This window comes from Streptomyces sp. PL-25, assembly GCF_058344915.1.
Map to the genome: position 1 here is coordinate 7324090 of NZ_CP136997.1, position 12547 is coordinate 7336636.

At 74.5% G+C, this 12547-nt stretch carries 13 protein-coding genes and 1 pseudogene; 7 read left to right on the forward strand and 7 right to left on the reverse strand.

Features of this window, described 5'->3' with window-relative positions:
* Positions 1-206 precede the first annotated feature (206 nt).
* The 3 genes from R4Z62_RS32295 to R4Z62_RS32305 all read left to right on the forward strand — a co-directional run bounded on the left by R4Z62_RS32295 (position 207) and on the right by R4Z62_RS32305 (position 2721).
* Positions 207-1790: a long-chain-fatty-acid--CoA ligase gene (locus R4Z62_RS32295; RefSeq protein ID WP_491521956.1), complete on the forward strand. Its 1584-nt coding sequence runs from the start codon at positions 207-209 to the stop codon at positions 1788-1790.
* 277 nt (positions 1791-2067) lie between these two features.
* Entirely contained in the window at positions 2068-2343 is a 276-nt protein-coding gene (locus R4Z62_RS32300; protein WP_491521652.1) for a hypothetical protein, read from the forward strand.
* A gap of 186 nt (positions 2344-2529) precedes the next feature.
* Entirely contained in the window at positions 2530-2721 is a 192-nt protein-coding gene (locus R4Z62_RS32305; RefSeq protein ID WP_491521653.1) for a hypothetical protein, read from the forward strand.
* 270 nt (positions 2722-2991) lie between these two features.
* Here R4Z62_RS32305 and R4Z62_RS32310 read toward each other — a convergent pair whose 3' ends face one another.
* Together R4Z62_RS32310 and R4Z62_RS32315 are read right to left on the reverse strand one after the other, a co-directional pair.
* Positions 2992-3756: a glucose 1-dehydrogenase gene (locus R4Z62_RS32310; RefSeq protein ID WP_064536925.1), complete on the reverse strand. Its 765-nt coding sequence runs from the start codon at positions 3754-3756 to the stop codon at positions 2992-2994.
* Positions 3757-3820: 64 nt separating this feature from the next.
* Positions 3821-4606 carry an SDR family NAD(P)-dependent oxidoreductase gene (locus R4Z62_RS32315; RefSeq protein WP_491521654.1) on the reverse strand — a complete coding sequence of 262 codons (786 nt, stop codon included), beginning with the start codon at positions 4604-4606 and terminating at the stop codon, positions 3821-3823.
* 160 nt (positions 4607-4766) lie between these two features.
* On the opposite strand from R4Z62_RS32315, the gene R4Z62_RS32320 reads away from it, so the two are divergent.
* Positions 4767-5387 carry a TetR/AcrR family transcriptional regulator gene (locus tag R4Z62_RS32320; RefSeq protein WP_491521655.1) on the forward strand — a complete coding sequence of 207 codons (621 nt, stop codon included), beginning with the start codon at positions 4767-4769 and terminating at the stop codon, positions 5385-5387.
* A gap of 132 nt (positions 5388-5519) precedes the next feature.
* On the opposite strand, the gene R4Z62_RS32325 is transcribed toward R4Z62_RS32320, so the two are convergent.
* The 4 genes from R4Z62_RS32325 to R4Z62_RS32340 all read right to left on the reverse strand — a co-directional run bounded on the left by R4Z62_RS32325 (position 5520) and on the right by R4Z62_RS32340 (position 9124).
* Complete coding sequence (locus R4Z62_RS32325; protein WP_064536930.1) at positions 5520-6857, reverse strand: dicarboxylate/amino acid:cation symporter; 1338 nt, start codon at positions 6855-6857, stop codon at positions 5520-5522.
* Between the two features lie 109 nt (positions 6858-6966).
* Positions 6967-7095 (reverse strand): hypothetical protein, encoded by a 129-nt coding sequence (locus R4Z62_RS32330; protein ID WP_257784422.1) that lies wholly within the window; start codon positions 7093-7095, stop codon positions 6967-6969.
* Positions 7096-7145: 50 nt separating this feature from the next.
* The gene (locus tag R4Z62_RS32335; protein ID WP_491521656.1) at positions 7146-8084 is read right to left on the reverse strand and encodes a serine hydrolase; all 939 of its coding nucleotides are present in this window, start codon (positions 8082-8084) and stop codon (positions 7146-7148) included.
* On the reverse strand, positions 8081-9124 hold the full coding sequence (locus R4Z62_RS32340) for a LysR family transcriptional regulator (RefSeq protein WP_491521657.1): 1044 nt from the start codon (positions 9122-9124) through the stop codon (positions 8081-8083). Before R4Z62_RS32340 ends, R4Z62_RS32335 begins: the two co-directional genes overlap by 4 nt.
* A gap of 140 nt (positions 9125-9264) precedes the next feature.
* Here R4Z62_RS32340 and bla point away from each other — a divergent pair, with 140 nt between their 5' ends.
* Positions 9265-10200 carry a class A beta-lactamase gene (gene bla, locus R4Z62_RS32345; protein ID WP_491521658.1) on the forward strand — a complete coding sequence of 312 codons (936 nt, stop codon included), beginning with the start codon at positions 9265-9267 and terminating at the stop codon, positions 10198-10200.
* A gap of 149 nt (positions 10201-10349) precedes the next feature.
* Positions 10350-11090, forward strand: a pseudogene (locus R4Z62_RS32350) (GNAT family N-acetyltransferase).
* Positions 11091-11132: 42 nt separating this feature from the next.
* On the opposite strand, the gene R4Z62_RS32355 reads toward R4Z62_RS32350, so the two are convergent.
* The gene (locus tag R4Z62_RS32355) at positions 11133-12023 is read right to left on the reverse strand and encodes an alpha/beta fold hydrolase (RefSeq protein WP_382851987.1); all 891 of its coding nucleotides are present in this window, start codon (positions 12021-12023) and stop codon (positions 11133-11135) included.
* Positions 12024-12127: 104 nt separating this feature from the next.
* On the opposite strand from R4Z62_RS32355, the gene R4Z62_RS32360 reads away from it, so the two are divergent.
* Positions 12128-12544 (forward strand): winged helix-turn-helix transcriptional regulator, encoded by a 417-nt coding sequence (locus R4Z62_RS32360; RefSeq protein ID WP_064536935.1) that lies wholly within the window; start codon positions 12128-12130, stop codon positions 12542-12544.
* Positions 12545-12547 lie beyond the last annotated feature (3 nt).

Genomic DNA, 12547 nt, shown 5'->3' on the forward strand with positions numbered 1-12547 from the left:
ATCGTAGGATGCGCCGCGGTACTTGCACAGCGCGCGTTGCCCGCTCCTGACACCGTTCGAAGCGGAGTGCCGATGACCGAATGTGAAGCCGCCCCCGCATGTGAAGATTCTTTTCCCGGCCATCCGGAATTCGGCGGCCGCCGTACCGGAAAAGTGGAGAATTCGTGCCCGGCCTGCCCGGCACGCTCTGCGGCGGGCGGCCGGCGATGACGGGCGGCGCGACCCTCTCGGCGGCCCATGTCCTCGGAGAATCGGCCCGGCAGTGGCCCGGTGCCGTCGCACTGGTCGCCGACGGCACCCGCCTCACCTACGGCGCGCTGTGGCAGGACGCCCTGCGCCATGCCGCTGCGCTGCGCGGACAGGGCATCGGACCGGGCGACCGCCTGGCGCTGCTGCTGTCCAACACGGCCCGCTTCCCGAAGGCGTACTACGGGGCGCTCGCCCTCGGTGCCACCGTCGTACCGGTCAACGCCCTGCTGAGGACGGCGGAGATCACCTACATCCTGCGGCACTCGGGCGCGCGGGCGCTGTTGTGCGAGGGCCCCCTGCTGCCGGAGGGGGAACCGGCGGCGCGGGCGGCGGGCGTACCGCTGCTCACCGTGGCGGCCCCCGGCCGGTCCCCGTCCCTCGACGAACTCGCCGCGCGCTGCCCGCCGTTGGACACCGCCGTGCCGCGCGCCCCGGACGACATCGCCGTCGTGCTCTACACCTCGGGCACCACGGGCCGCCCCAAGGGCGTCATGATCAGTCATCTCAACCTGGTGATGAACATCGACACGACGATGCTCGCGCCGTTCGCGATGCGCCCCGACGACGTGGTGCTGGGGTGCCTGCCGCTCTTCCACACCTTCGGGCAGGTCTGCGTCATGGGCACGGGCCTGCGCGCCGGGGCGCGGCTCGTGCTGATGCCCCGCTTCGGCGCGCACGCGGCGCTCGACCTGATGACCGCCGAGCGCTGCACCGTCCTCATGGGGGTGCCGACGATGTACGTGGCGCTGCTCCAGGCGGTGCGCGACGGCGGCCGGCGCCCCGCCCTGGACCGGGCCTACTGCGGCGGATCGGCGCTGCCCGCCAGGGTCCTGGAGGATTTCGAGGCCGTCTTCGGCTGCCCGGTCCACGAGGGCTACGGGCTGACCGAGGCGTCCCCGTGCGTCGCCTACAACCTCCCCGGCCGCCCCCGGGTGCCCGGCACCGTGGGTCATCCCATCCGCGGCGTCGAGGTGCGGATCGCCCGGCCGGGCACCGCGGAGCGGATCGAGGCGCTGGCGGCGGGCGAGACCGGCGAGATCGTGGTGCGCGGCCACAACGTCATGGCGGGCTACCTCGACGACCTCGCGGCGACCCGGGCCGCCGTCGTCGACGGCTGGCTGCGCACCGGCGACCTCGGCGTGCTGGACGACGACGGCCGCCTGACCGTCGTCGACCGGACCAAGGACACCATCGTGCGCGGCGGTTACAACGTCTATCCACGGGAGGTGGAGGACCTGCTCGCCGCCCATCCCGCGGTGGCCCAGTCCGCGGTGGTCGGGGTGCCCGACGACCGGCTGGGCCAGGAGGTGTGCGCCGTCGTCGTCCCGCGCCCGGGGACCGCCCCGGACGGCCGGCTGGCCGCGGACATCATCGCCTGGAGCAGACGGCGCATCGCCGCCTACAAGTACCCGCGCCGCGTCGAGTTCGTCACCGCGCTGCCGCTCGGCCCCAGCGGCAAGGTCCTCCGTCGCCGGCTCGCCGAGGAGTTCGCCACCGGGCGCACCGCCGGCGGGGGACCGGTGCCGTCGCGCGAGGCGTGAGCACGGCACCCGCGCCCTGACCACGGGAGCGGACGCGCGGCGGGGCGCCGACCCGCCGCACGCGTGTGCTCGCCGGTGCCCGCCCGCGCTCCGCTCAGGAAGCCGGGCCCGCGGGGGCACGGCGCCGGTCGTCGCGTCGCGGTAGAGCGCCCGGGTGGCCGAGCCGAAGACGGCGCTGTAGGAGACCTGCGAGGTGTTCCCCCCGGTGTGGTAGCCGCCGATCACCCCGACCACCGCCCAGCCGCCGAACCACGGCACCAGCATCGGCCCGCCGCTGGTGCCGCCCACGAACGCGTCGCACGGGATGCGCGGGAAGGTCCCGGGCTCGGCCGGATCGTCGCTCACCCAGGCCGTCGTACGGCTCCAGCACTCCAGCGGCCGCTCGGCCCCCGCCGGGTACCCGATCATCCGCACCGGGGCGTGCTCGTACCCGGTGCCGGTGAGCAGCCGCACCGCCCCCACCGCGTCCTCCAGCGAGGTCCCGTCCTCGTCGGGTCCGGTGACGGCGAAGGCGAAGTCGTACTCGGCCCCGGCCCGCGCGCCGAGGTCGTAGTACTGCCGGGGGACGTAGACACCGTTGTCGCGGACCGGGAAGACGCCGAAGGGCTTCAGCCCGTCGTGGAACTGCGGGACGAAGGCCAGATGCCGCTTCGGCGAGGCGCCCGAGTAGCCCTTCAGGCAGTGCCCGGCGCTGAGCACGAGCGAGCGGCCGGGGCTGTGCACCACGGAGCCGCTGCACGTGCGGCCGGTGCCGGTGGCGTCGGTCCAGAAGAACGTGCCCGCCTGCGGGATGCCGGTGAAGCTCCGGCTGGACGGGATGTGCTCGCCGGGCCGCGGTCCGTCCACCGCGGTGGGGGCGGCCCGTCCGGAACCGGCGCCCTGCGCGGCGGAGGCGGACAGGGCCGCCGCCGTCCTGGCCGGCGTCCAGTAGGCGTCGAGCCGGGCCGCGGCCGAGGCCGGGCCCGCCGTCTCCGGGGCGGCGGAGGCCGCCGGGGAGAGTCCGGCACAGAGCAGCAGGGCCGACGCCCAGGCGGCGGTGAGTCGGGCGATCCTTGTACGGCGCACCATCAGTTCCCCTCGGAGCGGACACAAGTGACGGTTCACCATACGGTGGCGACGCGTCCCCGGGACCGCCCTCGCACCGGGTGTCGGCACGTGTGGCAAGTCCGCCGCCCGAGCGGCCCGCGGGCAGCCGCCCGGCTCACTCGCCCATGACGTACCGCACGGTCGGACCGGTGGTCCAGCCGCCGTCCACGGCCAGTTCGGCGCCCGTCACGTACGACGCCGCGTCGGACAGCAGGTAGACGACGGCGCTCGCGATCTCGTGCGGCTCACCGACCCGGCCCATCGGCGTGTTGGGGTACCGGCCCTCGCCCCGCTCGATGCCGACCGAGGCGGTCATCGGGGTGTACGTCATGCCCGGGTGCACCGAGTTGACCCGGATCCGGGCGGTGCCCAGCTCCACCGCGCCGATCTTCGTCAGCCCGCGCACACCCCACTTGGAGGCGCCGTAGCCGGCCGTCAGCGCGAGTCCCATCAGACCCGCCGCCGAGGAGATGTTGACGATCGAGCCGCCCCCGGCCTCCTTCATGGCGGGGATCACGGTCCGCATGCCGATGAAGACACCCGTGAGGTTGATGTCGAGCACCTTGCGGAAGTGCTCGACCGACTCGGACTCCAGCAGCGCGCCGGTCGAGATGCCCGCGTTGTTGACGAGCCCGTGCAGCGCGCCGAACTCCGCCACGGCGAAGCCGGCGACGTCCTGCCACTCCCGCTCCGAGGTGACGTCGTGCCGCCGGAAACGGGCGGCGGGACCGAGCCCGGCGGCGGTGGCCTCGCCCTCCTCCTCCAAGACGTCCGTGATCACCACGTTGGCTCCGGCGGCGACGGCCTGCCGCGCCGCCTCGGCCCCGAGGCCGCGCGCTCCGCCGGTGACGAGGACGGTCCTGCCGGTGAGGTCGTTCATGATGTGCTCCTTGGAAGTCGGGGGCCGCGGGCGCGGACGCCCGTCCGGGCCCGCGGACGGCCGGTCAGAAGTGGGTGCCGCCGTCGACGCGTACCTCGGTGCCGGTGATGAACCGGCCGTCCTCGCTCGCGAGCATCGCGACCACGGACGCCACCGTCTCGGGGCCGGCGAAGCCCCGGCCGAGCGCCGGGGAGAGCTTCAGGAACAGGCTCATGTCGGCGTCCTCGGGCAGCCCGGGGCCCGCGCTCTGCCCGCTGGCGCCGCTGCCGTCGGTCATGCCGGAGGAGATGGAGCCCGGCTGCACGGCGGTGAAGCGGATGCCGCGCCCCGCGTACTCGGCGGCCAGCGCGTGTGTCATGGACTGGATGCCGCCCTTGCTCGCCGCGTACGCCGCCATGTACGGGTGCGCGAACACCGCCGACGTCGAGCTGAAGTTGACGACCGCGGCGTCCCGGCCCGCCAGCAGCGCGGGCACGCACTCGCGGATCACCAGGAAGGTGCCGACGAGGTTGACCCGCAGGACCCGGGTGAAGGCGTCCAGCGTCGTCCGGTCGGTGTGCGAGGAGCGCAGGATCCCGGCCGCGTTGACCAGGACGTCCAGACCGCCGAGCGCGGCGACGGCCGAGGCGGCTCCCTCGCGTACGGACGCCTCGTCGGCCACGTCCATGACGAGCGTGGTCAGCCGGTCCGCGTGGGCGCCGGCCTTCGCGACGGTGTCCTTCAGGCCCTGCTCGCTGACGTCGGCGGCCACGATGGTGCCGCCCTCCGCGAGCAGGCGCAGCACGGTGGCCTGCCCGATGCCCGAACCACCGCCGGTGATCAGCGCGCGGCGGCCTTCATAGCGGTTCATGTGTGTCTCCAGCCCGGCCCCGGAACGGCTCACGGGGCCCTACGGCACCGGCCCTCTTGCCGCCGGTGCTCTCTATGCCGTCACGGTACGCCTCGATGGCACGGTTTGCCACATCGTCCAGATGTGCCGGACGACACCTGCGAGGCGTAGGATTCCGCGGGTGAGCACCAAGCCGTCCGCCACCCTGACCGAGCGCCGCAAGGCCGCCACACAGCTCGACATCGCCCACGCGGCGGCCGAGCTCTTCGCCACCCGGGGCCCCGACGGCACGACGGCCGAGGAGATCGCCCGGCGGGCGGGCGTCGCGCTGCGCACCTTCTACCGGTACTTCCGCTCCAAGCAGGACGCGGTGAGCCCGCTGCTCGCCGACGGCGCCGACCGCTGGCGGGCGCTGCTGGCCGCCGCCGAACCGGGGACCCCGCTCCGAGAGGCACTGGAGCGCGCGGCCGGGCAGGCCCTCGCCACCCCCGACGAGGACGCCGTACGGGCGCTGCTGCGCACCCGCGGGCTGCTGCGCGCGGCGGCGGACGACCCCGCGCTGCGCGCCGTCTGGTACCGGGTGAACCAGGAGTCCGAGGAACGCCTCGTCCCGGTCCTCGCCCGGCTCGCCGGCCCGGACGCCGACCCGCTCGACGTACGCCTCGCGGCGGCCGCCGCCACCGACGCCATCCGGATCGCCCTGGAGACCTGGTCCGCCACCGACGCCGGCACCGAGGGCCCCGCCTCCCCGACCGCCCTCGCGACCCGCTGCCTGCGCGCGCTGACGGGGGGCGCGGTCTAGGTACGGGGCGGCCCGGGGGGGGGATGGTGCGGCGCACCGTGCGGGAAAAACGTTCCGCCCCGCCGGGTCGGACCCGGCGGGGCGGAACGTGGAGGTGTGTCCCGGACCGGAGCCGGGCGGGGGAGGTGCGGGTCAGCCCGCCGCGGGGGCCACCTGCCGGGGGTCGTCGTAGACGCTCTCCACCTCGTCGACCGGAGAGGCCGAGGCGTTGTCGTACTTCGTGTGGTCGAGGATCTTCTCGCGGGCGGAGACGAGGACCGGGACGAGGGCCTGGCCCGCGACGTTGGTCGCGGTGCGCATCATGTCCAGGATCGGGTCGATCGCCAGCAGCAGGCCCACGCCCTCCATCGGCAGTCCGAGGGTGGACAGGGTGAGCGTCAGCATGACCGTCGCTCCGGTCAGACCGGCGGTGGCCGCCGAGCCGATCACCGAGACGAAGGCGATGAGCAGGTACTCCTTGATGCCGATGTCGATGTGGAAGATCTGTGCCACGAAGATCGCGGAGATGGCCGGGTAGATCGCCGCGCAGCCGTCCATCTTGGTCGTCGCGCCGAACGGCACGGCGAAGGAGGCGTAGTCCTTCGGGACGCCGAGGCGGATCGCCGACTGCTGGGTGACCGGCATGGTGCCGACCGAGGAGCGGGAGACGAACGCGAGCTGGATGGCCGGCCAGGCGCCCTTGAAGAACTGCAGCGGGTTCAGCTTGGCGACGGTGGCGAGCAGCAGCGGGTACACGCCGAACAGCACCAGGGCGCAGCCGACGTAGATGTCCACGGTGAAGGTCGCGTAGTTGCCCAGCAGGTCCCAGCCGTACTGGACGATCGCGCGGCCGATCAGGCCGGCGGAGCCGATCGGGGCGAGCAGGATCACCCACCACAGGGCCTTCTGGAGCAGTTCGAGGATCGACTCGGACAGGGTGAGGATCGGCTGCGCCTTGGAACCGATCTTGAGGATCGCGATACCGGCGACCACGGCCATGAAGACGATCTGGAGGACGTTCAGCTCGGTGAAGGGCGTGACGACGTCCGTGGGGATGATCCCGGTCAGGAAGTCGAGCCAGCTGCCGGAGTGCTCCGGCTTGGCGCCGTCGGCCGCGGTCAGGTCCGAGCCGGAGCCCGGGTTGGAGACCAGGCCGATGACCAGCCCGATCACCACCGCGATCAGCGAGGTGAGCATGAACCAGAGCAGGGTGCGGCCGGCCAGGCGCGCCGCGTTGTTGACCTTCCGCAGATTGGTGATGGACACCATGATCGCGAAGAAGACCAGCGGTGCCACGGCCAGTTTCAGCAGCTGGATGAAGATGCCGCCCACCTTGTCGAGCGTGGTGGCGAGCCAGGACACGTCGTAGGTGCGGGCGACGAAGCCGAGGACCAGACCGACGACGAGGCCGATCAGGACCTGGGCCCAGAAGGGGACGGGTATCCGGAACCCTGACTTCGAGGGCTGCGGATCAGCGGTGTTCGCGGACACGGACACACTCCAGTAGGAACGCGCGGGGGCGGGACGAGCGGGACGTACATACAGGAAGCAGCGACCGTGGGAGGGTGTCAACGGCGCCGCTGCATCGGGGAGTTCGCGCTCAGGCGCGACAAGCCGCGGACAGGCAGCGGCAGAGATCGACGTGCAGGCGCGCCACGAGCGGTACGCCCGTGACGGCGCGGCGAACGCCGTGGTCGGCGTCGGCGCGGTGCGCGGCTGCTGTCTTCATGGCAGGAACGTTAACACTTGTACTTTGAGAACCTCAAAGCGAATCTTTGGTCAGCGCCGCAGCGCCTCGAACGCGTCGCGCGCCGCGGCCCCGATGGCGAGGTCGATGTCCGGGGCCAGCGCGGCCCGCCGGTCGGAGCGGGTGAGGGCGGCGACGGCCACCCGGTGCCCGGAGTCGGCCTCCACCACCCCGATCTCGTGCCGCAGATGCAGGAACGTGCCGGTCTTGCCGCTCACCCGCAGCGCGTCGGAGCGCAGCTCGCTCGCGAGCCGCTGGGTGAAGAGCTGCGCCCCCATCAGCCGGCGCAGCTCCGCGGTCGCCGGGGGCCGGGAGATCCCGTCCCGCCACACGCGGTCCAGCAGATCGACGAGGGCCGTGGCGGTGCCCGCGTTGGCGTGCGCCGGGTCCAGCGTCCGCAGGGTGTACCGGCCCGAGCGGTCGTCGCGGACGGCCAGCTCCAGGGCGAGGGAGAAGTCGTTGCCCGCGGCTCCGGCGGCACACTCGTACATCAGGTTCATCCGGTGCCGCACCCGCAGGTCGCCGCAGTCCCAGGCGCGCAGCCGGGCGTCGACGTCCGCCACCGGGACCAGATCGAGGAGCGCGTCCGCACCGGCGTTGTCGCTGACCGACATCATCAGGTGCAGCAGGTCGCCGACGGCCACGGTGGCGGGGTGCCGGAACGCCGCCAGCCCCGTGGGACCCACACTGCTGGTGGCCGGGTCGACCGTCACCGGGAGCGCGGCGTCGAGCTCGCCGGCCGCGATCCGGTCCAGCACCACCAGGGCGAGCGGGACCTTGACGACCGAGGCCAGCGGCACGGGCACCTCGGCGTCGAAACCGAGCTGCGCGCCGGTGTCGATGTCCCGGGCGAGGAAGGAGCCGCGCACGCCGAGCGCCGCCCAGTCGGCCGCGACGGCCTCCGCGACATCGAGCAGCGCGCCCTCGCCGACGAGCTGCGCGGGGCGGTGGTACGGGGGACCCGCGCTCATCCGTGTGCCGCCAGCCGCGCCACCGCGTCGGCGTCCCCGTCCTCGTCCCCGCCGCCCGGCCGGGCCGCCGCCGCGCCGGGCGCCGCCGCACCGGCCCCGGACGCCAGCACGGTCACCAGCCAGTGGGGCACCCGGGCGGCGGCCGGCTGCCGCTCGCTCGCGCGCGGGGCGTACCCCCGGTGCAGCGAGGTGTCGTGCAGCGGCGCCCAGGCGACGCCGTGCAGCCGGGCGAACGGTTCGGTGCACAGCAGCCGCACCCGCCCGGCCAGGGTCTCCGCGAGCGCGGTCGCCACCGGACCGGCCGGGCGCAGCAGGCCCTCGGGCAGCCCGGCGCGCGCCATGGCGCGGCCGAGCCGGTCCGCGGCGAACGGCACCTGGTCCTCCGCGAGCAGGAGCAGCGCGAGCGGCGCCCGCCCCCGCGCCGCGCCGCGGCCCCGCCGGGGCCGCAGATCCTCCAGATGGACGGCGCCCGCCGCCCGGGGCGGGGGCGGCCCACCGAGCCCACCGAGCCCGCCGCCGTCCCGCGCTCCGGATCCGCCCGGTGCGTCCGGCGCGGGCGCGCTGGCCAGGCCCAGCGGCACCCGCAGCGGCGCGTTCTCCGGGGGCACCCGCACCAGCGCGTACACCAGCGATCCGTCGGCCAGGCCCGACTCGCGCCGCTCCGGCGGCAGTTCCCGCACACCGAGCGCCACGCCGTGCTCGGCGCCCGCGCGGATCACGCGCGCCAGGGCGGCGGGCCCGCAGTCCACCGGCATCCCGACGGTGCGCACCGCCGAGCGCCGGGCCGACCGCGCGGCCCGCCGCAGCCGATCGGTCCGCTCCAGCACGTCCTGGGCGTACGGCAGCAGCAGGACACCGAACTCCGTGGTCGCCACCTGCCGGTGCGAACGGTCGAAGAGGAGCCCGCCGAAGTGCTCCTCCAGCGTCTTGATGCGGCGGCTGAGGAGGGGCTGGGCGATCCCGAGGCGGTCGGCGGCCCGGGAGAAGCTCGCCTCATCGACGGTCGCGACGTACGCCTCCAGGTGCGCGAGCAGATCCATGCCGCTTTCATATCAATAAGTCATGGGACCTTCAATGTTCACTCTTGGACATGAGTGGGCTCCCGCTGCTTCGCTGTCCGCGTCGGCCGCCCGAGGGCCGCCGACGCGGACAGCGAACGGACGACGGGAGATCTCCGCACATGACCAGTAACAGCCCTCTGCGGCGGCGCGGCCTGCTCAAGGCCGGTGCCGTCCTCTCCACCGCCGGGCTCGCCCCCGCCGTGACGGCCGCCCGCGCGACGGCGGCACCCGCTGCCGGATCCGCGGCGGCGTCCGGCCCCCGCCGGGCCACGGACGCGCTGCGCGCGCTGGAGGAGCGCTACTCCGCCCGGCTCGGCGTCCATGCCCGCAACACCCGCACCGGGCAGAGCGTCGCGTACCGGGCGGGGGAGCGGTTCGCCCTGTGCTCGACCTTCAAGGTGTTCGCCGCCGGTGCCGTGCTGCGCGACCACGCGAGCAGTGCGCCGCTGGACAAGGTCGTCCGCTACCCCGACCGGGACATCCTGCTCAACTCACCGGTCACCCAGCAGCACGTCGGCAGCGGCATGACCGTCGGCGAGCTGTGCGCGGCGGCGATCCGGCACAGCGACAACTGCGCCGGGAACCTGCTGCTGCGCGAGCTGGGCGGCCCCGCCGGGCTCACCGCCTTCTTCCGTTCGCTCGGTGACCGGGTGAGCCGGCTCGACCGCTGGGAGCCCGACCTGAACAGCGCGGGCCCCGGCGAGCTGCGCGACAGCACCACCCCGCAGGCGCTCGGCGCGAGCCTGGAGCGGCTCACGGTGGGCGACGAGCTGTCCGGCGCGGCCCGCGAACAGCTCCTGACCTGGCTCAAGGGCAACACCACCAGCGCTAGGCGCTTCCGCGCCGGACTGCCGAAGGACTGGGTCGTCGGCGACAAGACCGGCACCGGGGACTACGCGTCCGCCAACGACATCGGCGTCGCCTGGACCACCCGCGGCACCCCCCTCGTGCTGGTGGTGCTGACGTCGAGGGATGCGCCGGACGCGGCCGTGGACGAGGGGCTGATCGCCGACGCGGCCGCCGTCCTCGCGGACACCCTCGCCCCGGGCGAGTGAGGGGAGCGGGCGCCCTCCCGGGGGCGCCCGCCGCCGGTGCGCGGCCCGCTCCCCGCCGACCGGCGCACGGCCCGGTCCTCGCCGGCCGGCGCACGCGCCCGGGGCGCCGGACACTCGCCCGGACGCCCTTTCCTGGCTGGAGTCAGAGAATGGATGCGGCACAGATCGACCGGGTGCGGCGCTTCAACCGCACCGTCACCGAGCGTGTGGGCGTGCTCCACGACCACTACCTGGGAAGGGGCCGGCCCGTCGGCGAGGCCCGGCTGCTCTGGGAGATCGGCGAGCACAGCCAGGACGTACGGACGCTGCGCGAGGCGGCCGGATCGCTGCTCGCACCGCTCGACGAGGACCAGCGCGCCCGGCTGGCCGCGGCCACGGCCGAGGTCGAGCGGCTGCTGACCGCGGCCACCGTCACCCTGGACCCGGTCGACCCGGACCACCCCGACGCCGCACACTGCCTGCGGGCCTGCTTCGCGGAGCTGCGCGAACGCTTCGACACCGGCTTCGGCCCCGCGCGCAGCCTGCTGCCCGACGCGGGTGAACTCCGGTCGCCGCTGGGCCTGTTCCTGGTCGCCCGGCTGCACGGCGAACCCGTCGGCTGCGCCGGGCTGAAGCTGCCGCCCGGCGCTCCGGCGTAGATCAGACGCATGTGGGTGTCGCCCGGCGTCCGCAGGCTCGGTCTCGGCCGCCGCTTCCTGGCCGAACTGGAGGCACGGGCCGCCCGGCACGGCCGCGACCTGCTCCGCCTGGACACCAACAGGGCGCTGGGCGCCGCGCGTTCGCTCTACCGCTCCTACGGCTTCCGGGAGGTGCCCGCCTTCAACGACGAGCCGTACGCCCACCACTGGTTCGAGAAGACGGTCACCGCGCGGCCCGGCCGCGACGGCTGAGACGGCGGGCCGCCACCGGACGCCGGCCGGGGCGGGCCCCGCTCAGCGGCCGGCGGCGAGGAACGGCAGCAGCAGTTCCAGCAGCGCGTCCGGGCGGTCGAGCGGGACGATGTGTCCGCAGTCCGCGAGGACGTGCCCGGTCAGGCGGTCCGCGTGCGGCCGCAGCTGGCGCTCCAGCGCGCGGCCCACCGGATGGGCGCCGATCGCCAGCGCGGGAACGGTCAGCCGGGCCCCGGCCACGGCCGCGCGGAGCTGCCGGTCGGACACGGCCGCCGCCCGGTACGGGCCGAACGCGCCGCGCAGCGCCTCCCTGCCGGTGTACGCCGCGACGAACGCGTCCCGGACGTCGGGCCGCACCCCGCGTCCGAGCGTGCCCCGGTCGAGGAACCACTCCACATACGTCCGCTCGTGCCCGGCGAGCACGGACTCCGCCAGTCCCGGCTCGCCGTGGAAGCCGAACCACCACGGCGGCCCCTGGGCGAGGAACTCCTCGGCCCCGGGCAGGCCGCCCAGCAGCGATTCCATCACCACCAGCCGGCGGACGAGTCCCGGCCGCCGCATCGCCAGCAGGAAGGCGGGCGGGGTGCCGGCGTCGATGCCCACCACCGCCGCTGAGGTCACCCCCAGCGCCGTGAGCAGCTGTTCCGCGTCGTCCGCCAGGGTGCCCGCGTCGTAGCCGTCCGCAGGCCGGGCGCTGTCCCCGAAGCCGCGCAGGTCGGGGGCGATCACCCGGTGGCGGCCGGCCAGCGCGCCGATGACGTCGGTCCACAGCCGCCAGGTGTGCGGGAAGCCGTGCAGCAGCAGGACGGCCGGGCCCCGCCCGGCCAGCGCCACGTTCAGCTCGACACCGCCCGCCCTGACCCGGCGCAGCGTGACCTCGGCGGGCCCGGAACGGGTGGACAGCGGGACGGTCGTGGGGGACAGGGCACCCATGGGCGCTCCCTCGGATAGCTGGTAACCAATGGTGACAAGCCAACGCTAGGCAACTAGGCTGAGCGGTCCAAGACGGCACTTTCCCCTCAGGTGGTGAGCTCCAGGTGACCTCCCGGGCCACGGACCCCGCCGCTCCCGGCCCCGCCCGCGGACGCGGCGACGTGTTCGACCCGCACTGCCCGACCCGCGGACTGCTCGACCGGATCGGCACCAAGTGGACGTCGATGGCGGTCAAGGTCCTGGCGGAGCACGCCCCGGGCGAGGTGCGCTTCGGAGAGCTGCGGCGGCGGATGCCGGGCGTCTCGCAGAAGATGCTCTCGGTGACCCTGCGGAGCCTGGTGCGCGACGGCCTGGTGGCGCGCCGCGTCGAGCCCTCGGTGCCGCCCGCCGTGCACTACCGCCTCACGCCTCTGGGGCGGTCGCTGGAAGAGGTGCTCGCGGCCGTACGGACCTGGGCCGAGGAGCACATGGCCGAGGTGGACCGCGCCAACGCGGCGAGCCGGGAGGACGACGGAGGGTAAGAC

What these genes read in the sequence shown, in the direction of transcription:
- R4Z62_RS32295 (WP_491521956.1), top strand. Translation starts at nt 207, where the DNA reads ATGACGGGCGGCGCGACCCTCTCGGCGGCCCATGTCCTCGGAGAATCG.
- R4Z62_RS32310 (WP_064536925.1), bottom strand. Translation starts at nt 3,756, where the DNA reads ATGAACGACCTCACCGGCAGGACCGTCCTCGTCACCGGCGGAGCGCGC.
- R4Z62_RS32315 (WP_491521654.1), bottom strand. Translation starts at nt 4,606, where the DNA reads ATGAACCGCTATGAAGGCCGCCGCGCGCTGATCACCGGCGGTGGTTCG.
- R4Z62_RS32330 (WP_257784422.1), bottom strand. Translation starts at nt 7,095, where the DNA reads ATGAAGACAGCAGCCGCGCACCGCGCCGACGCCGACCACGGCGTTCGC.
- R4Z62_RS32335 (WP_491521656.1), bottom strand. Translation starts at nt 8,084, where the DNA reads ATGAGCGCGGGTCCCCCGTACCACCGCCCCGCGCAGCTCGTCGGCGAG.
- R4Z62_RS32340 (WP_491521657.1), bottom strand. Translation starts at nt 9,124, where the DNA reads ATGGATCTGCTCGCGCACCTGGAGGCGTACGTCGCGACCGTCGATGAG.
- bla (WP_491521658.1), top strand. Translation starts at nt 9,265, where the DNA reads ATGACCAGTAACAGCCCTCTGCGGCGGCGCGGCCTGCTCAAGGCCGGT.
- R4Z62_RS32355 (WP_382851987.1), bottom strand. Translation starts at nt 12,023, where the DNA reads ATGGGTGCCCTGTCCCCCACGACCGTCCCGCTGTCCACCCGTTCCGGG.